At 45.8% G+C, this 22,640-nt stretch carries 19 protein-coding genes; 11 read left to right on the top strand and 8 right to left on the bottom strand.

All coding sequences use genetic code 11. From position 1 onward, the window contains the following. The first annotated feature begins 11 nt into the window (after positions 1-11). Positions 12-887 carry a copper resistance D family protein gene (locus ACN0W5_RS01740; protein ID WP_417452540.1) on the top strand — a complete coding sequence of 292 codons (876 nt, stop codon included), beginning with the start codon at positions 12-14 and terminating at the stop codon, positions 885-887. Between the two features lie 48 nt (positions 888-935). Here the strand turns inward: ACN0W5_RS01740 and ACN0W5_RS01735 are convergent, their stop codons facing one another. Continuing rightward, positions 936-1,580, bottom strand: coding sequence for a hypothetical protein (locus ACN0W5_RS01735; RefSeq protein ID WP_417452539.1), 645 nt, complete (start codon positions 1,578-1,580; stop codon positions 936-938). Positions 1,581-1,814: 234 nt separating this feature from the next. Here ACN0W5_RS01735 and htpG point away from each other — a divergent pair, with 234 nt between their 5' ends. Next, on the top strand, positions 1,815-3,746 hold the full coding sequence (htpG, locus tag ACN0W5_RS01730; protein WP_417452538.1) for a molecular chaperone HtpG: 1,932 nt from the start codon (positions 1,815-1,817) through the stop codon (positions 3,744-3,746). 99 nt (positions 3,747-3,845) lie between these two features. Here htpG and ACN0W5_RS01725 read toward each other — a convergent pair whose 3' ends face one another. Next, positions 3,846-4,694, bottom strand: a complete 849-nt coding sequence (locus ACN0W5_RS01725) for a DUF1223 domain-containing protein (protein WP_417452537.1) — start codon at positions 4,692-4,694, stop codon at positions 3,846-3,848. Between the two features lie 178 nt (positions 4,695-4,872). Continuing rightward, on the bottom strand, positions 4,873-7,551 hold the full coding sequence (gene acnA, locus ACN0W5_RS01720) for an aconitate hydratase AcnA (RefSeq protein WP_417452536.1): 2,679 nt from the start codon (positions 7,549-7,551) through the stop codon (positions 4,873-4,875). 313 nt (positions 7,552-7,864) lie between these two features. On the opposite strand from acnA, the gene ACN0W5_RS01715 reads away from it, so the two are divergent. The 3 genes from ACN0W5_RS01715 to ACN0W5_RS01705 all read left to right on the top strand — a co-directional run bounded on the left by ACN0W5_RS01715 (position 7,865) and on the right by ACN0W5_RS01705 (position 11,140). Then, the gene (locus ACN0W5_RS01715; RefSeq protein ID WP_417452535.1) at positions 7,865-8,401 is read left to right on the top strand and encodes a c-type cytochrome; all 537 of its coding nucleotides are present in this window, start codon (positions 7,865-7,867) and stop codon (positions 8,399-8,401) included. Positions 8,402-8,480: 79 nt separating this feature from the next. Beyond that, on the top strand, positions 8,481-9,830 hold the full coding sequence (hemN, locus tag ACN0W5_RS01710) for an oxygen-independent coproporphyrinogen III oxidase (protein ID WP_417452534.1): 1,350 nt from the start codon (positions 8,481-8,483) through the stop codon (positions 9,828-9,830). 122 nt (positions 9,831-9,952) lie between these two features. Continuing rightward, positions 9,953-11,140, top strand: coding sequence for an NnrS family protein (locus ACN0W5_RS01705; RefSeq protein ID WP_417452533.1), 1,188 nt, complete (start codon positions 9,953-9,955; stop codon positions 11,138-11,140). On the opposite strand, the gene ACN0W5_RS01700 is transcribed toward ACN0W5_RS01705, so the two are convergent. The 4 genes from ACN0W5_RS01700 to ACN0W5_RS01685 form a co-directional block, all read right to left on the bottom strand. After that, a complete protein-coding gene (locus ACN0W5_RS01700; RefSeq protein ID WP_417452532.1) occupies positions 11,137-12,333 on the bottom strand; it encodes a glycosyltransferase family 87 protein in 1,197 nt (398 codons plus the stop codon). The genes ACN0W5_RS01705 and ACN0W5_RS01700 overlap by 4 nt on opposite strands. A 163-nt stretch (positions 12,334-12,496) precedes the next feature. Beyond that, positions 12,497-12,784, bottom strand: a complete 288-nt coding sequence (locus tag ACN0W5_RS01695) for a hypothetical protein (RefSeq protein WP_417452531.1) — start codon at positions 12,782-12,784, stop codon at positions 12,497-12,499. A 228-nt stretch (positions 12,785-13,012) separates the two neighbouring features. Further along, positions 13,013-13,225, bottom strand: coding sequence for a hypothetical protein (locus ACN0W5_RS01690; RefSeq protein ID WP_299378404.1), 213 nt, complete (start codon positions 13,223-13,225; stop codon positions 13,013-13,015). 285 nt (positions 13,226-13,510) lie between these two features. Further along, positions 13,511-14,812 (bottom strand): aspartate aminotransferase family protein, encoded by a 1,302-nt coding sequence (locus ACN0W5_RS01685; RefSeq protein ID WP_417452530.1) that lies wholly within the window; start codon positions 14,810-14,812, stop codon positions 13,511-13,513. A gap of 240 nt (positions 14,813-15,052) precedes the next feature. Between ACN0W5_RS01685 and ACN0W5_RS01680 the strand changes: the two genes are divergently transcribed. Further along, positions 15,053-16,195, top strand: coding sequence for a PQQ-dependent sugar dehydrogenase (locus ACN0W5_RS01680; RefSeq protein WP_417452529.1), 1,143 nt, complete (start codon positions 15,053-15,055; stop codon positions 16,193-16,195). A 23-nt stretch (positions 16,196-16,218) separates the two neighbouring features. Here ACN0W5_RS01680 and ACN0W5_RS01675 read toward each other — a convergent pair whose 3' ends face one another. Further along, complete coding sequence (locus ACN0W5_RS01675; RefSeq protein ID WP_417452528.1) at positions 16,219-17,127, bottom strand: LysR family transcriptional regulator; 909 nt, start codon at positions 17,125-17,127, stop codon at positions 16,219-16,221. A 127-nt stretch (positions 17,128-17,254) separates the two neighbouring features. Here ACN0W5_RS01675 and ACN0W5_RS01670 point away from each other — a divergent pair, with 127 nt between their 5' ends. The 5 genes from ACN0W5_RS01670 to ACN0W5_RS01650 all read left to right on the top strand — a co-directional run bounded on the left by ACN0W5_RS01670 (position 17,255) and on the right by ACN0W5_RS01650 (position 22,598). Continuing rightward, positions 17,255-17,446 carry a hypothetical protein gene (locus tag ACN0W5_RS01670; RefSeq protein ID WP_417452527.1) on the top strand — a complete coding sequence of 64 codons (192 nt, stop codon included), beginning with the start codon at positions 17,255-17,257 and terminating at the stop codon, positions 17,444-17,446. Positions 17,447-18,173: 727 nt separating this feature from the next. Next, positions 18,174-18,782: an SRPBCC family protein gene (locus tag ACN0W5_RS01665; protein WP_417452526.1), complete on the top strand. Its 609-nt coding sequence runs from the start codon at positions 18,174-18,176 to the stop codon at positions 18,780-18,782. Between the two features lie 197 nt (positions 18,783-18,979). Then, complete coding sequence (locus ACN0W5_RS01660; RefSeq protein WP_299378424.1) at positions 18,980-19,447, top strand: (2Fe-2S)-binding protein; 468 nt, start codon at positions 18,980-18,982, stop codon at positions 19,445-19,447. 2 nt (positions 19,448-19,449) lie between these two features. Beyond that, on the top strand, positions 19,450-21,801 hold the full coding sequence (locus ACN0W5_RS01655) for a xanthine dehydrogenase family protein molybdopterin-binding subunit (RefSeq protein ID WP_417452525.1): 2,352 nt from the start codon (positions 19,450-19,452) through the stop codon (positions 21,799-21,801). A gap of 14 nt (positions 21,802-21,815) precedes the next feature. Then, positions 21,816-22,598: an FAD binding domain-containing protein gene (locus ACN0W5_RS01650; RefSeq protein ID WP_417452524.1), complete on the top strand. Its 783-nt coding sequence runs from the start codon at positions 21,816-21,818 to the stop codon at positions 22,596-22,598. The last annotated feature ends 42 nt before the right edge of the window (positions 22,599-22,640 follow it).

Genomic DNA, 22,640 nt, shown 5'->3' with positions numbered 1-22,640 from the left:
GCCAGGATCACATGATAGAAAATACGGAATATTTACTCGCATTTCTAAAAACAGCCATCTATGGCTGTAGTCTCTTTTCCGGCGGCACGTTACTTTTTCTATATATATTTCGACAAGAAACCAGAAACATTCGATCAGAGCTTTATTCCTTTATTGCCAGATCAAGCCTACTGGGAATCACGCTCATCATTATCAACCTGGGAACACAGGTAATCTGGCTTTCTGCAGGAGATCTAAGTGCGTTTTATGATCTAGATATGATCGCTCTGGTGTTGTCTTCTTCGACAGGATACACACAATTATTTCTTGGCCTAGGGTTAATTGGTATCCTATCGGCATCGAAAATAAACCATCCCATCTATGGTCTTTTGGTCTTATTTCTAATTCCCATCACTTATGCTTTGTCAGGGCATACCGGGTTCTATTCACCAACGTGGTTGTTGAAAATTTTTATTATTGGGCACCTGTCTATCGCCAGTTTTTGGGTCGGCAGTTTCATTCCCCTACTCGCGCTTATTAATCAGAAAAAACAAACTGCATCAGGAACATTGGAACGATTTGGAACCATTGCTGTCTTTTTAGTCCCTCTTCTGCTTGCTACAGGAATAGGGATGGCCTGGCTCATCACCGGTGGCATAAATGGCCTCACAACCGATTATGGATTGATGCTTATAGCAAAAACGGTTTTTGTTGTCCTGCTCTTATGCTTTGCGGCTTTAAACAAATTAAGGCTGGTACCCCAATTCAAAACAGGTCAGGCACCAGCAGCCGAAAAACTCAAACGGTCAATAAGAGCTGAAATCACACTCGTGTTGATTATACTGACCTTGACAGCAATCATCACAACGATAATTCCACCAGAAGATCTAGGGCACCGCCTTGGTTAACCTGTATCTGAACTAATCTATATTTAAAGTATGTATTAACAGGTTACTTTATTGCAACCCAGTCGGAACAGGTCCGTCCTTCCCAGGGTCCCACCCGGAAGACCACATTTCATATGGCACAATATGCGGCTTTACACCGCTATTTTCAAACCAAGAATCAATCGCGAAACTTTTCCCGGTAGAAACATCAACAACAGCCGCAGACGTATGGGGCCATCCACCAATAAAGAATCCTCGGGTAACCTGAGACCGTAGTCTGTGATGTTTAATCAATCCCAATTTGCTGAGGAACATCAGCGTTGTCGTGGTGTTTACAGCCTCATCTTCACAATCAAGCTGTCCCGATTGCCCATAACCTGTAAAGGTGCCGCCGATATCATTTTCAGTCCCAGCCTTTGGCGCATTCGTTTGCTCCATATAAGCAACCGCCTTTGCCATCGCAGCCCGCTCTTGCTGTGGGGTTTGTGGTACACCAAAGGCTTTGATCAGTCCTTGCTTATCTGCATCACTCACGGTCAGACTTAATTGTCTCGCGCATCCATACCCATGACAATACTGATATTGTGTCATGGTTGGCACGGCGACACCCTTGCGTTCAAACACCATATTTGGTGAAGAATTCGGTCCAGCAGCACACCCACCAAGCACCAAAGAAAAAGCCAACAACATCGATTTAGAAAACCGATTAGACATAATGATAAAACCCCTTGCCCGAGCACACGATCTGCACAATCACAACAAATTGTCTCTATGTTTTTACAGGATCACAAAATTCCTGCAATAGCTTTGAAGTCAGCCAACACCTCTTCATCAGTTAGATAACTTGAAATACTGATCTTATTAAGCCATATGTCTTTTGCTCTTGATAAATAAGGCCAAGAGATTAGCAATATTATTTCGAATAGTTAAAAGGTGGATTATACAATCATGTCTGAGGAACAACTTTCCTTCCAGGCCGAGGTTTCCCGGCTCTTGGACATCGTGGCCCATTCGCTTTATTCCAATAAAGAAATCTTTCTGCGCGAGCTCATTTCCAATGCGTCTGACGCGTGCGATAAACTTCGGTACTTGGCAGTAACAGATGGCGACCTGATGAAAGACGATCCCGATTTCAGGATCGACTTGGAAATAGATTCAACTGCCAACACGCTTACCATCAGCGATAACGGCATCGGCATGAACCGCCAAGAGCTTATTGATAACCTTGGTACCATCGCGCGTTCTGGCACCAGCGCTTTTATGGAACAGATGGAAAGCAGCAAAGACGGCAGTAATCTGATCGGTCAGTTCGGTGTTGGTTTCTATTCCAGTTATATGGTAGCCGACAAGGTCAGCGTTACCAGTCGTCGTGCCGGCGAAGATCAGGGTTGGCAATGGGATTCAGATGGCAAAGGCAAATTCACCATTGCCGAAGTTGAGAAACCCATGCGTGGAACCTCTATCACGCTGCACCTGAAAGAAGAGCAAAAAGAGTTTAGTGAAGAACTACGTCTTCGCACCATCATCAAAACCTATTCAGATCATATTCCAATTCCCATCCGACTCAAAAAAGCATCCCCAGAAAACGAAACGGCAGAAAACGAAGATGGCAGCATTGAGAATACCCCGGAAGATAATGAGGCAGAATGGGAAACGCTGAATTCTGCTTCTGCGATCTGGACCCGGAGTAAATCCGATGTAACAGATGAACAGTACAAAGAGTTTTACCATCACGTTGCCCATGCTTATGACGACCCATGGCTACGCGAACACTTCCGCGTTGAAGGTGTGCTGGAATATTCTGGTCTTCTTTACATTCCTGGCAGCAAGCCCTTTGACCTCTTCCACCCAGATCGCAAACACGGCGTAAAGCTTTATGTCCGCCGGGTCTTTATCACCGATGACTGCCAAGAGCTTATTCCCGCCTATATGCGGTTCCTGAAAGGCGTGATTGATTCAGAAGATCTACCGCTCAACATCAGCCGTGAGATGCTTCAGGACAACCCAATGCTGCGTAAAATTCGCGGCGGCATTGTGAAACGTGTCCTTGGCATCCTCGAGAAAAAAGCTGAGAACGAGCAGGAAGAATATCTGAAATTCTGGGAAAACTTTGGCTCTGTCCTCAAAGAAGGTCTCTATGAAGATCTGCCGCAAAAAGATGCTCTCTTAAAACTCTGCCGCTTCAAATCCATCAAAACCGATAGCTGGATCAGCCTTGCGGATTATCTCGAAAAAATGAAAGAGGGCCAAGAGCATATCTACTATATCTCTGGTGAAGATGAGCAGGCACTTCGTCGTAGCCCACAGATTGAAGGCTTCAAAGCCAAAGATGTGGATGTGCTTGTTCTTCATGACCCCGTCGATGAATTCTGGGTAACATCCATTAACGAGTACGAAGGCAAAGGCTTTAAATCTGTTACCCGTGGCGGTGCCGATTTGAACAAGATCGACAGTGCGGATGACAAAGATGATTCATCAAAAGACAAAGAAGAAGATAAAGCTGAACTCGGCGCCCTGCTCGGGTATATGAAACTGACCCTCGAAGGGGAAGTTAAAGATATCCGCAGTTCAGAACGCCTCACCGACTCTGCCGTTTGTCTTGTGGCCGATGAAGGCGACATGGATATCCATCTGGAGCGTATTCTACGGAGCCACAAACAGGTCGATGAAGCCAGTAAACGTGTGCTCGAAATCAACCCGAAACACGATCTCGTCAAGCGGCTTTCTACCCTGATCAAAGAAGATGGTGCTGCCAAAGAACTTGAAGACATTGCCTGGCTTCTGTTAGATCAGGCAAGAATTCTCGAAGGACAAATTCCATCCGACGCCGCGACATTTGCGCAACGCATGTCTCGCGTTATGGGTAAGGGTCTATCATAAGACCTCTCTATCATAATAAGACCAAAAAGGCGGTTGAGTAATCTCAACCGCCTTTTTTCGTTCGCAAGATAAAGACTTTTAACCCAATTTGGACAGGAATTAACTCGGGTTACTTTCGTTTAAAACGGCCCCAAGAATTGCACCACCAAGACCATCTTGTAGTAACAAGGCATATCCATCTTTCGGAGACAACCCAAGCGAAGCAAAGCTAAACGAGACGGAGGCATCTTTCCCATTCCATTCAGCAGCGTGCTCAAACCCGCGAACAACGTGTTTGTTGACCATAAATAGCCCTTTGTTCTCACCCCGTTGAATTTCCGTCTCGTGCTCTTCATCAAAAACGGCCACCCACAAGGTAGCTGATCCCCCAAGCGGAAGCTCTTTGCTAAAATTTACCGTTGGTTCAGTAAAGGCATTACCTGCAACAGACAGAGATACAGTCTTACCCGTTCTGGCAGCTTCTTCTATCCCGAGCAAAACGTCGCCCCGTCGGGATCCAACCAGCTCTTTACGTCCATCAATAACCAATTGCGGTGTATAGACATATCGTAAAGACATGGTGGAACCGTAATCACGCTGACGTTGCGTTGCTTCCGGGCTGGAAAAAGGATCTTTCCACCCAATATAGTCCCAATAATCAACATGATACGACAGGGCAATAATTCCGGGTTGATCAGCAAGCTCAGTTAAAAGCGCATCGGCTGGCGGGCAGGAGCTACAGCCCTGCGACGTAAAGAGTTCAATAACCACAGGTGCTGTTTCGGAAAGTCCAGCAACATTAGCAGCCTGTGCAACCAACTGTCCTTGAGCCAAGCGTTTTTCCGCAGCCCGAACAACCTCGCTAGAGGTACCGCTTATCGCCATATAGGCCCAAGCAGACGAGAGGCCAAGCGCAACAAAAGCAACTTGCACAAACGGACGCTTAAATAGAGTCTTTAAATATTTCATATTCAAAGACTATGCCTCTTTTAGCGAGAGCTCCAGTCACGTCATATTCAAGTTTACGCGAGCAAGGAAAGTCTACACGAGCAAAACAAGATTTGCCCTCGATATCTAATTTGCCTCATCCTAACCAACAAAAAAAGGCAGCCCGATGGGCTGCCTTTCTGTCACTCATACAAGTGGTTTAAGTCTCATCATTGATCAAGTTACGCAGTACATAGTGAAGAATACCACCATGGCGGAAATATTCGACTTCATCTGCGGTATCAATACGGCACTTCAGCTTAATATCTTCGACCGAACCATCCGGACGGCTGATACGACAGTCAACATCCATACCCGGCGTAATACCATTTTCAACACCAGAAATATCAATCGTCTCATCCCCCGTAATACCAAGCGTTTCACGGGTTACACCATCTTTGAAGACAAGCGGGAGGACGCCCATGAAAACAAGGTTGGAACGGTGAATACGCTCAAAACTTTCAACAATAACCGCCTTAACACCTAACAAACGGGTTCCCTTGGCAGCCCAGTCACGTGACGAGCCCATGCCGTATTCCTTGCCTCCAAAGACAACAAGCGGCGTGCCATCATCGATGTACTTCATGGCTGCATCATACACGGGCATAACTTCGCCTTTGTATTTAGAAAATCCGCCTTCTGTACCCGGTACCATCTCGTTCTTAATACGAATGTTGGCAAAAGTGCCCCGCATCATAACTTCGTGGTTACCGCGACGAGACCCGTAAGAGTTAAAGTCGATTGGACGTACCTGGTGGCTAGTAAGATATTCGCCCCCTGGGCTATCAGCTTTGATCGCACCCGCAGGCGAAATATGATCAGTTGTGATATTGTCAGCAAGAACCAGAAGGGGACGTGCGCCAGCAATATCGCTAAGGTCGCCAGCTTCCTTGCTCATGCCCTCAAAGAATGGCGGATACTGAACGTACGTACTTTGGTCATTCCAGTCATAGGTCAAACCAGTCGCCGTTTCGATTTCTTTCCATTGCTGGGGACCTTCAAAAACGTTGTCATAACGCTCTTTGAACATTTCCGGCGTTAGCGCAACGTTAGAGATTTCCTGAATCTCTTTTGACGTCGGCCAAATATCTTTCAGATAAACATCTTGACCATCTTTGCTCTGCCCAATCGGATCATTCAAAAGATCAATGGTCACATTACCTGCCAGCGCATAGGCGACGACAAGCGGCGGCGACGCTAAATAGTTCAGACGTGTCTGCGGGCTAACGCGACCTTCGAAATTACGGTTTCCGGACAGAACCGCTGCAACCTGTAATTCTTTGTTATCAATGGCAACGATATGCTCATCGGCAAGCGGGCCAGAATTCCCAATACAGGTCGTGCAACCATAGCCAACGAGATCAAAACCAATTTGATTGAGGTAATCCTGAAGTCCCGCCTTCTCGAGGTAATCAGTCACTACTTGTGATCCCGGGGCCAATGATGTTTTCACCCAAGGTTTCGAGGTAAGGCCCAATTCAACCGCTTTTTTCGCGACAAGACCAGCACCGATAAGTACCGACGGGTTCGAAGTATTGGTACAGCTGGTAATGGCAGCGATCATGACATCGCCATTGCTCAGTTCGTAATCTTTACCTTCAACAGGGGATTTATCACCTGCCTTATCCCCCAAAGCTTCATTGATCAGTTCGATAGATTTTGGTGCAAGATTGCTGAGAGAAATACGATCTTGTGGACGCTTTGGTCCGGCAAGACTTGGCTCAACCGTTGAAAGGTCAAGTTCTAGTGAAGATGTAAAGATCGGATCAGGTGTGTTTGTCTCTCGCCACATCCCCTGTGCCTTAGCATAAGCTTCGACCAAAGCAACGCGATCAGCATCACGACAGGTAAAGCTGAGGTATCTGATAGTCTCTGCATCAATCGGGAAGAAGCCACAGGTCGCCCCGTATTCCGGCGCCATGTTTGCGATTGTCGCCTGATCAGCCAAAGTCAGATTATCAAGACCAGCACCAAAGAACTCAACGAACTTCCCAACAACACCATGGGCGCGAAGAATTTCAGTAACGGTCAAGACCAGATCAGTCGCGGTTGTTCCCTCTTTCATCTTGCCGGTAAGTTTCATACCAACAACCTCAGGGATTACCATGGAAACAGGCTGTCCAAGCATTGCCGCTTCTGCTTCGATCCCGCCGACACCCCAACCGAGTACGGAAAGGCCATTTACCATGGTTGTATGGGAATCAGTTCCCACTAACGTATCAGGGTAGGCAACCGTAGAGCCATTCTCTTCTTTCGTCCAAACAACCTGTGCGAGGTTTTCAAGGTTCACCTGATGGCAGATACCTGTTCCCGGGGGAACAACGCGGAAGTTATCAAAAGCAGTTTGTCCCCAGCGCAGGAAAGAATAACGTTCTCCGTTACGCTCAAACTCCAGATCAACGTTTTTCTGGAATGAATCTGCGCCGCCGAATGAATCAACCATTACGGAGTGATCAATAACAAGATCGACAGGGGAAAGAGGGTTGATCTTCTTGGGGTCCCCGCCCATTTCCACCATAGCCTGACGCATAGCAGCTAAATCAACAACAGCAGGAACCCCTGTAAAATCCTGCATAAGAACACGTGCAGGGCGATAGGCAATTTCACTATCCGACGTACGATTTTTCAGCCATTCAGCCATCGCTTTGATGTCATCAACCTTGACGCTGCGATCGTCTTCAAACCGTAACAGGTTTTCTAAAAGTACTTTCAGAGAAAAAGGCAAACGGGATATATCCCCGAGTGTCTTGGAAGCTTCCTCGAGACTATAATAGTCGTATGTCTTGCCATTTACATTAAGCTGGCGGCGAGTATTCAGGGTGTCCTTACCAAGAGCCAATTTAATCTCCTCTTGCGGGTGTACGTCTCTCCAGATGGGGCTTTTTCCTGTTTTGCAGTAACTAGATCACTTTAGATCTGAGGAACCAACAAAGCCTTCTCATCTACTTATCTTATGCAATGTTAAGTTACCTCGTTAGGGATAAAAAGCAATATATGCCGCGACACAGAATAAGAACGAGTTAAGTTTATCATTAGCGTTTACTAATAGTGTAGTTTGTCTTTTTCCCTTGAGCTTACAGTGGGAGGAACATTTATGATCCTGTCATTATATTCTCTACGTACTAAAGTTAAGCTGAACAGGGATTATTACAATGGCCTTTCGTTTTTGGGGACATTTCCAACGCCAATTTTTAACGTGCCACAAAATAATCCTCTTAGTTGCAATAGGTATTATAGTGGGGAGTTATTTTATTTTCTACTCCCCAGATCTTTTTCAAAAATCGGAAACAGCCGATAAGATTTCGGCTTCTGGTTACATTAATTCATTTGATATCATAGAGGGCGAGAAACTTTACCAACAAAATTGTGCATCCTGCCATGGCAGCCAACTCCAAGGAGAAGCGAATTGGCGTAGCTCAAAAGAAGATGGATCTCTACGTGCACCACCTCATAATAAAGACGGGCATACCTGGCACCACCCAGATCGCATACTTTTTCATATAACAAAATTTGGCGGCGGAGCCATCGCCCCGAAAGGCTTCAACAGCAACATGCCTGCATTTAACAAAACTCTCCACGATGTAGAGATAAACAAGGTTCTGGCTTTCATCAAAAGTAAATGGCCGAAAGAAATACGTCAGCGTCAAAAAAACATCTCAGACAAAGACAAAGCATCCCTAAGCCAATAAACATCTCTGATTAAGCCTCACTCTTCATTCTTGACATAAATCAAGGATAGCTGATCACAGTTCGGATATTCCATGGTTTATGAAAACAGAGATCATTCAAAAATACGACAAAGGGGTTCCTCGTTATACGAGCTACCCTACGGCACATCTTTTTAAGCCCGACTTTGAGGTCAGTACCTACACTGACTGGCTGAAGGCTATTCCAAAAGAGATGCCACTCTCTCTGTATTCTCACATCCCTTATTGTGATAGCCTCTGCTGGTTTTGTGGGTGCCACACCAAGATCACCCAAAAATATAAACCAATAAAAGAGTACATGGGGTCTTTACAAAAAGAGATCCTTATGACCGCAGATGTCACGGGCCGAGGACGCCCGGTTAATCATATGCATTTTGGTGGTGGCAGCCCAACCATTTTAGTACCGGAAGATGTAAAAGAACTCTTCCAGACATTCCATGAAGCCTTCACCTTTACCGATGATGCAGAAATAGCAGTCGAGATTGATCCACGGGATATAAGCCAAGAGGCTATCAGAGCCTGGGCTCAGGGTGGTGTTAACCGGGCCAGTCTTGGGGTACAGGATATCCAAGACAAGGTACAAAGGGCCATTAACCGCATTCAACCAATTGAACAGACCGCAAAGGTTGCCAATTGGTTACATGAAGAAGGCGTCCACGGTATCAACATGGACTTGATGTATGGCCTTCCTTATCAAACGGTAGAATCAGTATTGGAAACCATTCGTCAGGTCATGACCATGGCCCCCGAACGCATAGCCCTCTTTGGTTATGCGCACATTCCGTCATTAAAACCTCATCAGCGCCTCATCCCCGAAGAAGTCCTCCCCGATTTCAACGAAAGATTTGAGCAACAGGAAGCGGCGGCAGAACTATTACAAAGCTATGGCTTTGTCCGGATAGGTCTGGACCATTTTGCAAAACCTGATGACCCCATGGCAATTGCTTTTAAAAACGGAACCCTCAGACGTAACTTCCAAGGTTATACGACAGATAAAGCAGACGCGATGATCGGGTTTGGCGCATCTTCTATCGGTGCGCTACCAAGCGGGTTTGTCCAAAATATCGTCGCGATCAGAAACTATCGTGCTGCAATTGATAATGGAGATTTTGCCGTCGCCAAATCTATTCCTTTCAAAGGTCAGGACAAATTACGGGCCGCAATTATCGAACAGCTTATGTGTTACCATGAGGTAGATTTGATTGAAATCTGCAATAAATTTCAAAGCTCAATTGACGAGTTCGACTACGAAATCAGTGCCTTGCAAACTTTTGTCGATGATAAAATAGCCCGGTATCAAAATGGGGTTATCATTGTAGAACATGATGCAAGGGCATTGGTCAGAGCCGTATGCGCCCTGTTTGACCAATACCATGGGTCAAGAGAAATGACTTACTCGCAGGCGGTTTAACAAACCAATTTGAAATAAAAAATATGTTATTTAAGAAAAATAAACTGCGCGGCTCTGTCACATACCACTATAGATGCATATAATATACATGATAAAGAGTAACCATAAGGAACATTGATATCATGATTTCAGCAAGTTCACCCTTTTGGCGGGCAGGGTTTAGACCCTTTTTCACAGCCGGAGCACTATATGCTCTGATTGTCCTGTCGCTCTGGGTTCTGATACTTGCTGGGATCATCGATTATGAAACGCACATCGCCCGGTCACTCATTCACGGCCATGAAATGATCTATGGCTTTGGCGTTGCTGCAATAGCTGGCTTCATACTCACAGCCATGCCGAACTGGACAAATACAGCACCTTTAGCTGGCAAACCATTAATAGCTCTCTTTAGCCTCTGGCTCTTTGGAAGGTTATCCCTGTGGGCCGGAACATCTCTCCCGTATAACTTCCTTGCCACCATTGACCTCCTTTTTCTTCCTGTTCTGGCTATCTACACAGCAAAAATACTTATTAAAACCGGGAACAAACGAAACCTTATGTTACCCGGAATATTCATGATACTTGCCATCTTCAATTTGTGTTTTTATCTCTCGGATTCAGGGGTCGTACCGCATTCATCAAGAACCGTTCTGGAAGCAGCCATATCTCTTTTGATACTTTTAATCACTATTATCGGAGGGCGTATTATTCCTGCCTTTACGCGTAACGCCCTCGCCGCCCAAGGAAAATCCGTCGACATAGCGGCTCCTGGTAAACTCAGCATCCTGTGCATCATCGGCACAGCAATAATGATGATTGGCGATCTATTCGTTGCTGATAATTGGCCCTATTTGTTTGCATACTTCTGTGCCCTGCTTGCAGGATTACATCTCGCCCGCCTTTATTTCTGGAAAGGGTGGATGACCCTATCTGATCCCCTGTTATGGGCGATGCACATTGCCTATCTATGGATCCCTATTGGCTTAACGCTAAAAGCTTATGGTTTTCTCGCTTACGGTTACTTCTGGGAAAGCGCCCTTCACGCCCTGACGGCAGGGGCTATTGGCACGATGATCCTTGTGGTGACGGTCCGTGCCGGCCTAGGCCATACGGGTAGCATTCTTAAAACGAACCTGTATCTGACAACCGCGTTATATGCGCTGACCTTCTCTGCAATTTTTCGAGTCATTCAACCCTTTATTGAGAGCGAACTCTCGGAACAATTACTGTACCTATCATCACTCTTCTGGGTTATTGCTTTTGGCCTTTACCTACTTAACTTCATCCCCTTGATGGGCCGACCAAGGCTGGATGGCAAGCCCGGTTAAGGGGCTGCTTCCTCTCTCAGTTTTGAGGCTGCACGTGAAACCGCCAAAACAAACAGAGCGAAAATAACAGGAAATCCTATTTGAATATTAAAGTTCTGCCCTATGCCAGCAAGAATCAGCGGCGTTACGAACGCGCTAACAAGAATAATTTTCTCCCATATCGCGCCACCTTTTTGCGCGACATCCATCGCAAGCAGGACTATCGGAATTGACAGTAACGTCATTTCATAATCAAAAAGGTACGGAAGAATTAATAACGTTGCAGAGATAAGCGCAGCAAAAGCCATATTCGTAGGGCCGCAACGGTACCAAAGCCACACAAGAACAGCCACCACGACAAAAGCCATCACCCAATGTGCCCCAAAAGAGAAGCCATCGGTCAGCCCCACCATTTTAAGCGTTATATATAGGCTTGGCATTTTTTCAGAAAGCAAAAATCCCTGGCTCATAACGGACTTAACCACCGACATGTTCTGGAAGAACATCTCCCAAAGTTCCCAGCCAAATACGACAAACGATAGTCCAACAAAAAGACTTGTAGTTAAGGCCGCAGAGAAGAACACCCGCCATTGTTGAGAGACAAGGAGCACCAGTGGAATAAGAACGCCCAATTGTGGTTTAAAGGCTAATAATCCGATAAACACCCCCGCGAGAAGAGGCTTGGATCGAAAATAAAAAATGGCACAGGCAAGTAATCCTGTACTTAACAAGGAATTCTGCCCGTGAACCATCGTCAGGTACACTGCCGGATAGGCAACAATCAGTAATATAGCATAGGGATGGTCGAATAATCGCTTTAATGAATATACGTAGAAAAGAAAGCTGCTACCGATAAACAAAAAATATGACGCAAGATATGGGATTGTCGCAAAAGTAGTTGATAACAACATGAAAGTTGGCGGATAGTGCCACAAAAATACGGATTGATTCCCAGGCACCGCCAACTGTTGTATCTCAACGATCCTTTCCCGAACAAATACAGCTTCGGGCGTCCCCAAAAGCGCAAGATAACCTGCTGACCAAAAAGTTATAAAATCATAACCTGCCGGACTGTTATCCGTATCCAGCATGTTGTCGAAAGAGGATATCAGGGCAATCGCCCGGAACAAGCAGATCCCTAGAATAAAACATCCATACAAACGCAGGCGATCTGGCTCAAAAACAGCAGAATATAAATTTCTACTCTCGGCCATTTTCTTAAATTTCGAACTCAAAACACAACCACTATTTGCCACCCATCAGATCGACCAAACCTAACCTGAAAGATAACAAATAAGTATTAACGAATAAGTTCTTATATCTTCCTGAAAAATAAGCCCTCAGGATGACTTTTTGCGACAAAAAGCAAAAGGGTTCTTAAACTCTCAGCGGGTTTTTCTCGCCTTGCTGCTCCAAAGAGAAATCCAGTACAGGATCAACCTGAGACTGGTTAACCGTTTTCTTGGTCCAATCAGATTTTTTTCGAACCAGTTCAGCAGCGCCAACATTTTTTTCACCCATCAATGGGTTTTTAAGCCGTGCGTAAATAACCCCATCAACATGGGATTTGTAAATGTCTGTCACAATCCAATCTTGTAAAAAACGAGTTCGCTTTGAATAAACATCACCAACAACGGGTAATTTTTCTGGACTTTTTTCCTTCATGGAGCACCTCTGTAATATATAAATTGAAATTATGACAGTTGCTCGAAATTATGGAGGATCTACGATCACATCAAGGTCAACTAAGGGCGCAGAGGGGCTTAACATATAATTGTCACCCTACGGACACAAATCAGACTCAGGCAGTATCTGGTTATCTAGAGAAAAGGTTCAGAACATAAAAAACCCGCTATACAGCGGGCTTTAAATTCGAAAAATCTATCGTTTGCTTCAAACAGGTGCTTTTCGCAACCAATCAGAACCACGACGCGTCAATTCAACAGCACTTACAGATTTATCCCCAATATTTTTATTGCGGAGTCGGGCGTATTCAAGCCCGTCAATTGTCGATTTATAAACCTCGACAACTTCCCAATCTTGGTACGATGCGTGCCTTTTAGAAAAAATGTCACCAATCTCAGGCATATGCTCGAACTCTTTCATGAACCATTCTTTAAACTACTTTCAGGATCTATTCAGGAATTGATACTCTGCCGATCACGATCGATCAAATGTTAAGATAAAATTTATCTAAAAAAACAGAAAAGCCTCAACGCCAGAACAAGCCAAGAACACTTATTCATTAGAGTTACCTGAATAATTAAGAAAAGTATGCAAACAATATGATCATTTTAAGACAATCACAAAAATAACACTCTGCTATTCATCATTGTTATTAATCATTTCCGACTTCCATTTTCTGTAACCATTGAATAAACACGCTTTTAGTTAGAGAACATCTTCTCGTAAGCAATCTTCAAAACGCGTCAAAAAAGCATCACAAATACTTTTGTCATGAGCAATTGAGATATAGAGCTTTGTCCCCATTGGATTCAGGAAAATGCCCCTTTTAAAAAGGCCCAACATCATCTTACGACCTTTCTTTTTATCCCCCAGCGCCGTTGAACGATAATTGAAAACCTCTTGATCTGTAAAAACGATCTGCGCCAAAGGGCCATCACCGATTACCTGCGCAGGCTCTCCCAGACTACTAAGAATACGTCTTAGATTTGCACGCAAATACTCCCCTGTCTCAAACAGCTTCTCATAGGTCCTCGGCACACGATAAACGGAAAGTGCAGCATTGGCTGCTGCGGTAGAAATGGGGTTTCCCCCCAGAGTCGAGGCCATCCAAACATAATTATCTTGACCAATATAGTGCTCATTTACATGGTCCATAATATCCGCCCTGCCGCCAAACGCACCGATGGGATACCCACCTCCCAGAGCTTTACCATAAGCAACAAGGTCAGGGATCACTCCATATTTTTCTTGTGCACCGCCATAGGCCAATCGAAACCCTGTGACCACTTCGTCAAAGATAAGCGGGATACCCTGTGTATCGCAAAGCGCTCGGACACCTTCCAAAAACCCCGGGATTGGCGGCGTACAGCGCTGTAAAGGTTCCATGAGAACCCCGGCGATGTCATCCGCATAACTATCTATAATTTCTTTTGTTGTTTCCAAATCATTATAAGGCGCAACCAAAAGGTTTTCTATCGCCATTGGGGTGCCAGCAGAGGTGAGCTCCGGGGTTGGAAAAGATAAATTTTGATGTGGAAAAAGGGATGTAACACCCGCTTCATTCGCACCATGATAAGCCCCTTCAAACTTCAATATCTTTTTCTTGCCCGTAAATGCCCGCGCCAATCGCTGGCAGTACATCGTTGCTTCTGTACCAGACGCACAGAATCTTAATCGATCAATGGCCGGCGCAATTCTTTGTATTTCTTCGGCGAGCTGTAGCGCATGATTATTCAAATAAGCAAAATTTGATCCCAACTCTGCTTGTTTTTGGACGGCTTCAACAACTTCTTCTCGCGCATGACCAACCAGACAAGACCCCCAACCTATCGAAAAATCGAGATATTCTTGCCCGCCGCTGTCCCAGAGTTTGGCACCTTTCCCCTTTTCAACCTCAATCAACGTTTCAGGGGGAAAGCCAAATTCACCGTTAGATATACCTGCGGTAAAAACACTTAGCGCTCTTTTTTGAACATTATTTAGGTCTTGTTCTGGTTTAAGTGTCATAACATTTCTCCTATTTTTACCCTGCGCTTATCATGTTTGCGGTGTCCCATAGGTCTAGAAGTTAGTGGTTTTGAGGACAATTTAATAAAGCGAGAAAATGTTTTCAGGAAAATTTACTACGCAGAATTCTGATCACAATAAATTCATGCCAACTTGTTTTTATCCTAAATCTTGGGCCATCATACGTGTGGTTCGGTAAACTTGTTCAGTACACTGATCATATTTTCTTTGGAGTGCGACATGGTACAAAAGACATTTTTGACTATATGGCTTTCCTTTATCGCGGCGGCCTTTACACCCCATCAAACCGCTGCAGCCTCCCCCAGCGTGTTCCAGAGTGAAAAAGAGATCTTTGAGCTTGAACTACTTGTTGATGGACTAGATCACCCATGGGGTATGGTCTTTTTACCAGACAAGACTTTACTGATCACAGAGCGTGAAAAAGGATTGAAGCTCTATCATGACAATACTCTGCATGATGTTTCTTTGAGCGATTTCCCCGAAGTCAGAGCAAGAGGGCAAGGCGGGTTACTTGATATAACAATTCACCCTGAATTCAAACAAAACCAGTTGATCTACTTCACCTATAGCCACCCGCTCAAAAAAGGATCGACAACTGCATTGGCCCGAGCCAAATTTATCAATCGCGAACTTATTGATCCCAAAACCATATTTATTGCAGACACCGGATCTACCACATCAAAGCATTATGGATCACGCATCGAATTTGATCGCAATGGTGATCTATTTATGACAATCGGGGATCGGGGAAATCGTGATAATGCACAAAAACTTAATTCACATGCAGGCAAAGTATTACGGCTGAATGATCAGGGTGGGCCCGCCAACGACGCCCCCTTCTCGGAAACAGACAATGCCCTTCCTGAAATTTTTTCTTATGGGCACCGCAACCCACAAGGCCTTACAAGGCACCCTGAAACTGGTGAGATGTGGGCAAGTGAGCATGGCCCCCGTGGGGGAGATGAAATAAACCGCCTTCAAGTTGGGGTAAATTACGGCTGGCCCGTTATCACCTATGGTAAAGAATACATACTGGGGTCAATCGGGGAGGGAACACATCACCCTGACATGGCACAACCTGTTCATCAGTGGACACCATCTATTGCACCTGCTGGCATAACTTTCTATTCAGCGGATGCCTTCGCCAACTGGAAAGGTAACCTTTTCACCACGGCCTTAAAATTCAAGCTTCTGGTCAGACAGGAAATAAAAGACAACAAAGTCGTTCATGAGGAACGATTGCTTACAGAAGAAGTCGGTCGCATCCGGGCGATAGAACAGGGGCCTGATGGCTTTCTTTATATTCTGACAGATGCAAATAACGGGGCGCTTTATCGCCTCAAACCACAAAGCCAGCAATAAACCAATCACAAACAACCACGACGTTAAATATCTTTTAAACTGATACCCCGATCCCAATAGGGCTCACTACCAAATTTTCCTTCGAGGAAGTCAATAAAAGATCTGGTTTTGGCTGGCAAATGTTCTCTATTGGGATAGAGCGCATAAACAGCGGCACTTGGCAGCTCAAATTCTTTAAGAATGGGAATCAGTTCGCCCGCTTTCAGTTCATCCCCAATATCCCAGGTGGATTTAATGGCAATACCAATTCCTGCCTTCGTAGCATCCCTCAAGATCTCGCCATTGTTTGTTTCTAGATTACCCTTAACCTTAACATCGATCTGTCCTTCCGGACCTTTGAAGTGCCAATGATCATGCACACCACCAGGATATCCAAGTACCAAACAGTTGTGATGAATAAGATCTTGTGGATGCTTCGGAATACCCTCTTTCGCTAAATAATCACGCGATGCACAAACCACCCGTCTTGCCGGGCTTAGCTTTCGCGCGATCAGACTGCTGTCTTGTAGCTCACCAGTTCTAATTGCGAGGTCAAAACCGGATTGAACCATATCAACAATTTGATCCGTCAGGCTTACTTGAATAGATACGTCCGGATACTGCTTGAGAAACTCTGGTAACAAGCGAGATATATGCTTACGCCCAAAAGACGACGGTGCGGTTATTTTCAGCGTCCCCTTCACATGTCCGGCCAATCCTGAAAGTGCGGCCTCGGCATCTGCTATATCTTCAAGGATGGATTGACAGCGGACATAATAACCTGCGCCTTCATCCGTCAGGCTTAAGCGCCTCGTCGTTCTATTGAGAAGGCGCGCATCAAGCCGCTCTTCCAAGTTAGCAATGCGCTTGCTGACAACAGCAGCGGATAAATTGAGGTTCCGCCCTGCCGCGGTCATTCCGCCAGCAGTAACAACCTCGACAAATACTGTCATATCGCTAATCACATCCATAGTATTATCAAAATAAACGACATAATCCTTATCCAACAAGACCTATTATCATTTGCTTTAAAAATGCATATCTTATTCTCAAGGAATAAATTGATGAAGGACCTGAAAGATGAGAAATACAATCGAATCTGCTAACGATTTTGATCTAACCGCAGCTGATATGAGCGTTCACTTTCAGAATGCCCGCAAAATGAGATCTGCAGAAGCCCATAAACTTTTCAGAACATTATTGGAAACGCTAACTTCCCCCGTAAGCAGCTGGAAAACCCGTTATGTTTTAGCCTTGTCCAGAACCGCCTAACGAGACTTTTGAAAACTTACAAAAAAACAACCGTAAGACGTATACTATTGCGTCTTACGGAATAATTTTAATTATTATTTAATTTTTATCAGGCCTACTACAATCATGAATTGATTCGTAGATAAATTAAATCCGAACAACCAGTCTGTACCTTTAGTGTCAGTACCGTACCCAAATATCAGTTTATACAGGTTTTAGAGAGACGCATCCTACCCCGATGCTCTGATGCCGAGACATTAGCGATGTGACGTTTCACACCCTCCCCAAATGTCTCTGTATCTACACTTTGCCAATCGGTCCCCCGCCGATTGGCTTTTTTTTGTAATTTCACCTTATACGAAAAAACATATCCGTCGCCCCATCCGGACGATCCATATCCTGTTTTGTTCGAATAGTACAAAATATGGCCAACGGGTTTCAATATTCCCTCCCCATTTTCGCCATGATGAAACACTTCACGCTGCTTGATATCCCCCCAGTGCTCACCCACACTAAAAAGTAGTAAGATTACTTCACGAGACTCCGAAAGGTAGTATTTTATGTTATCACATCTGGTTTGTCGCAAAGTTGAAACACTTCACTTGGGTAATGACAAAAGAGGACTAGAAAGCTGCTCACGCATAGCTGATAGTTAAAGAACCAATAGCTATTAGAACAAACACCAAGAAATGAACCGCTAAAAAATAAGGCGGATACGAACAGGGTAAATCGCACAAGGTAAATTGCTATGAAAATGGAAGGGCAACAACTGATCCCGGCCCCTCAGGATAAGGTGTGGGAAGCCTTGAATGACCCAGAGATATTAAAGCTCTCAATTCCAGGCTGTGAGACCGTTGAAAAAACATCTGACAATGAATTTAAAGCAAGCTTGACCGCAAAATTTGGCCCCGTGAAAGCTAAATTCAATGGACAAGTAACTCTTTCAGATCTTAACCCGCCTAATAGCTACACTTTAACTGGCGAAGGTAAGGGTGGCGCAGCTGGTTTCGGAAAGGGAGAAGCAAAAGTTTGGCTGGAAAGCCAAAACGAGCAAACTCTGCTGAACTATTCAGTAAATGCCAAGGTTGGTGGTAAACTTGCCCAAATAGGGTCTCGCCTGGTTGATTCAGCCGCAAAAAAAATGGCGGATGATTTTTTTCAGGCCTTTTCCCAAAATATCGGCTCACCTGTCGGCGAAACCACCGATGAGTTACAAACCGATGAGTCACCAGATGAAACACCATCCCAAATAAATTCAGACACCGAAACGTCAAAAAATACATCCAACAACAATGCCCTCTACTTCGGCATTGCAGGCGTCTTATTAGCCGCCATTGTTATCTATGCCCTAAGTTAATCTTCTTGGGCATAGAAATGAGATTAAGCACGTTCTAAACACAAAAGAGTTCGACAAAGAGCCACCAATTTCAGATCGCGTTGCACGGATTCAATAGGCCTATGCAGTGCACCATTCGCCCCTAGGGCAACAGATCCAGACCCCCTAACGAACAAAAAAATAATCTGGACTGTCACACCACGAACAGGAGAAAACCGATGCCAACGGTATCTATGACAGTTAATGGCAAGCAAGTTTCGGCGGATGTATCGTCGAACACCCTGCTTGTGACTTTTATTCGCGAAAATCTAAAACTTACGGGCACTCATGTTGGCTGTGACACCAGCCAATGTGGTGCCTGTGTTGTTCACGTCAATGGTAATAGCGCAAAATCCTGTACCATGCTTGCCGTTCAAGCCGAAGGCGCAAATGTGACAACGATCGAAGGTCTTGCAAAGGGTAATGACCTTCATCCTATGCAAAAATCCTTTCAGGAAAATCACGGTCTGCAGTGCGGATTTTGTACAACAGGTATGATAATGAGTGCCGTTGATCTGGTTAATAAATCTGACAATCTGGATGACGCGTCAATTCGTGAAGGACTAGAAGGCAACATTTGTCGCTGCACAGGCTACCAGAACATCGTCAAATCCATCCAGGCCGCTGCAAAAGAAATGGAGGCGTAATCATGACTACTGAAACTGGAATCGGCGCCTCTGTACGTCGCAAAGAAGACAAACGTTTTATCATCGGCAAGGGACGATATCTCGACGATATCACAAAGCCCGGCCAAACCTATGGTTACTTCATTCGCTCGCCCTATGCCCACGCAAAAATTAACAGCATCGACACCAGCGAAGCGTTGAAAGCACCTGGTGTTGTTGACATTTTAACGGGTCCAGATATGGAAGCCGATGGCATTGGTCCTATTATCTGTGGCTGGGGAATTACCTCTAAAGATGGCACTCCACATAAAGCCCCGGCACACCCGGCCTTGGCCGTAAGTCATGTTAAATACGTTGGTCATCAGGTTGCACTTGTTGTTGCTGAAACCCTGCAACAAGCGAGGGATGCATCCGAACTTGTAGAGATTGATTACGAAGAACTACCCCATGTCATCGAAGTTGGTGATGCATTGGCAAGTGGTGCACCACAAATCCACGACGACATCCCCGGCAACCTGTCTTTTGATTGGGAGCTTGGTGATCGTGCTGCCGCAGAACAGGCCATCGCAACAGCGCACCACGTCACGCGCATGGATTTACGGAATAATCGACTGATTCCAAATGCAATGGAACCCCGTGCAGCACTGGGGGAATATGATGCCGGTACAGACGAAATAACACTCTATACCACCAGTCAGAATCCTCATGTACACAGGCTTGTCCTGTCGGCTTTTAATGCGGTCGCACCAGAACATAAATTGCGGGTTATCGCCCCAGATGTCGGGGGTGGATTTGGATCAAAGATCTTTATCTATTCCGAAGAAACAGTCTGTGCCTGGGCAACAAAGAAACTTGATCGCCCCATCAAATGGACAGCGGAAAGATCTGAATCATTCCTGTCTGATGCTCATGGCCGTGATCATGAAACCCACGCAGAAATGGCCTTTGATGCAGATGGTAAAATCCTAGGTTTCAAGGTATCGACCAAAGCAAATGTTGGCTGTTATCTATCAACCTTTGCCTCTGCCGTACCAACCTATCTCTACGGCACCTTGCTTAATGGCCAGTACACAATGCCAGCCATCTATTGTGAGGTTCAGGCTGGGTTTACAAACACAGCCCCCGTCGATGCCTATCGTGGTGCCGGCCGGCCGGAAGCAACATATGTTGTCGAACGGATGATCGAAATCGGGGCCCGTGAAATGGGTATAGATCCGGGGGAGATTCGCAAACGGAACTTCATCTCACCGGATGCTTATCCTTATGAGACACCCGTTATTATGACCTATGATAGCGGCAACTATGCCCTCGCCATGGATAAGGCACAGGCCGCGATAGATTACAGCGGATTCGAAGCCCGAAAAGCTGAATCTGCACAACGCGGCAAGCTTCGCGGTATTGGCTATTCCGCCTTTATCGAAGCTTGCGGCATTGCACCGTCAGCGGCGGTTGGCTCTCTCGGCGCTGGTGTGGGATTATGGGAATCTGCACAGGTTCGTTTCAACCCGACCGGCAGCGTGACTGTCTTTACAGGTAGCCACTCACACGGCCAAGGTCACGAGACAACCTTTGCCCAGATCGTTTCCGACCAGCTCGGCGTGCCGATTGATCAGGTGGAAATATCCCACGGCGATACCGGTAAGGTACCTTTTGGAATGGGTACCTATGGGTCCCGGTCCCTTGCTGTCGGGGGGTCTGCAATTATGAAAGCTATCGATAAAGTTGTCGAAAAAAGTAAGAAAATTGCAGCCCATACACTGGAAGCTTCTGTCGAGGACATTGAACATTCCGGTGGTGTTTTCTCTGTTGCGGGTACTGATAAAAAAATGACAATGGCAGAGATCGCATTTTCTGCCTATGTACCCCATAACTATCCGGCAGATGTTGAGCCAGGCATGGACGAGACGGCGTTCTATGATCCGCTAAACTTTACCTTCCCTGCTGGCACCCACATCGCCGAGGTCGAGATTGATCCCGAGACAGGTACAACAGAAATCCTAGATTGGGTTGCTGTGGATGATTTTGGTAACGTGATTAACCCCATGATTGTCGAAGGACAAGTTCACGGTGGCCTTGCGCAAGGTATCGGGCAGGCTCTTATGGAAAACTGTGTTTATGACAAGGAAAGCGGTCAGCTTTTGACCGGTTCTTACATGGACTATTGCATGCCGCGTGCTGATGACTTGCCGACCTTCCGGGTCGAAACCATCAACACCCCATGTACGACAAACCCCCTTGGCGTAAAGGGCTGTGGTGAAGCAGGTGCGATATCTGCACCAGCGGCATTGATGAATGCCATCACCAACGCACTGGGCAAGGAAATCGACATGCCAGCCACACCTGAAAAGGTATGGCGTGCGGCACAGGGACTATAAGGGAGGAATGCATCATGTATAATTTTGATTACAAACGTCCGGGTACCATAGACGAAGCTGCTAACCTCCTGAACGATGACACCGTTTTGCTTGCCGGGGGACAAACCTTAATCCCGACGCTCAAACAGCGTCTGGCCCAACCGGAAGCGCTGGTTGACCTCAGTGCTATTGAATCACTTCGCGGGGTTTGCCCCGATGGTGATCGACTGGCTATCGGGGCCATGACAACCCATGCCGAAGTGGCAACCAAAGCAACAATCCCCGTACTAGCATCTCTTGCCAGCGGGATTGGTGATGCCCAGGTTCGCAACAGAGGAACCATTGGGGGCTCAATTGCCAACAATGACCCAGCAGCAGACTATCCTGCTGCGGTTGTCGGGCTGAACGCAGTGGTCAGTACCAATCGGCGGACAATTGCCGCAGATGATTTTTTTACCGACCTTTTTGAAACAGCTTTGGAAGAAGGCGAGATCATTACCAATGTGACCTTTCCAAAACCAGAGGCAGCTGCTTACATAAAGTTCGATAACCCGGCATCACGGTATGCCATCGTCGGCGTGATGGTCGCAAAAACCAGCTCTGCTGGCATCAGAGTAGCAGTTACAGGTGCTGGTCCTTGCGTCTTCCGTCAAACAGAAATGGAGGCTGCCCTTTCAGCAAGCTTCACCCCACAATCATTGGATAACATTTCTGTATCTGCAGATGGCCTGAATAGCGATATACATGCATCTGCAGAATATCGTGCCAACCTGATTAAGGTTCTTGCCAAACGCGCCGTTGCTCAAATAAACGGCTAATCTATCTGGCCGCAGTTGCTTTGCATAATCAACTGCGGCCTT

Source organism: Kiloniella sp., from assembly GCF_048270245.1.
Lineage (GTDB): Bacteria > Pseudomonadota > Alphaproteobacteria > Kiloniellales > Kiloniellaceae > Kiloniella.
Note: the sequence above shows the minus strand (reverse complement) of the source record. Positions and strands in the feature narration are given on the sequence as shown.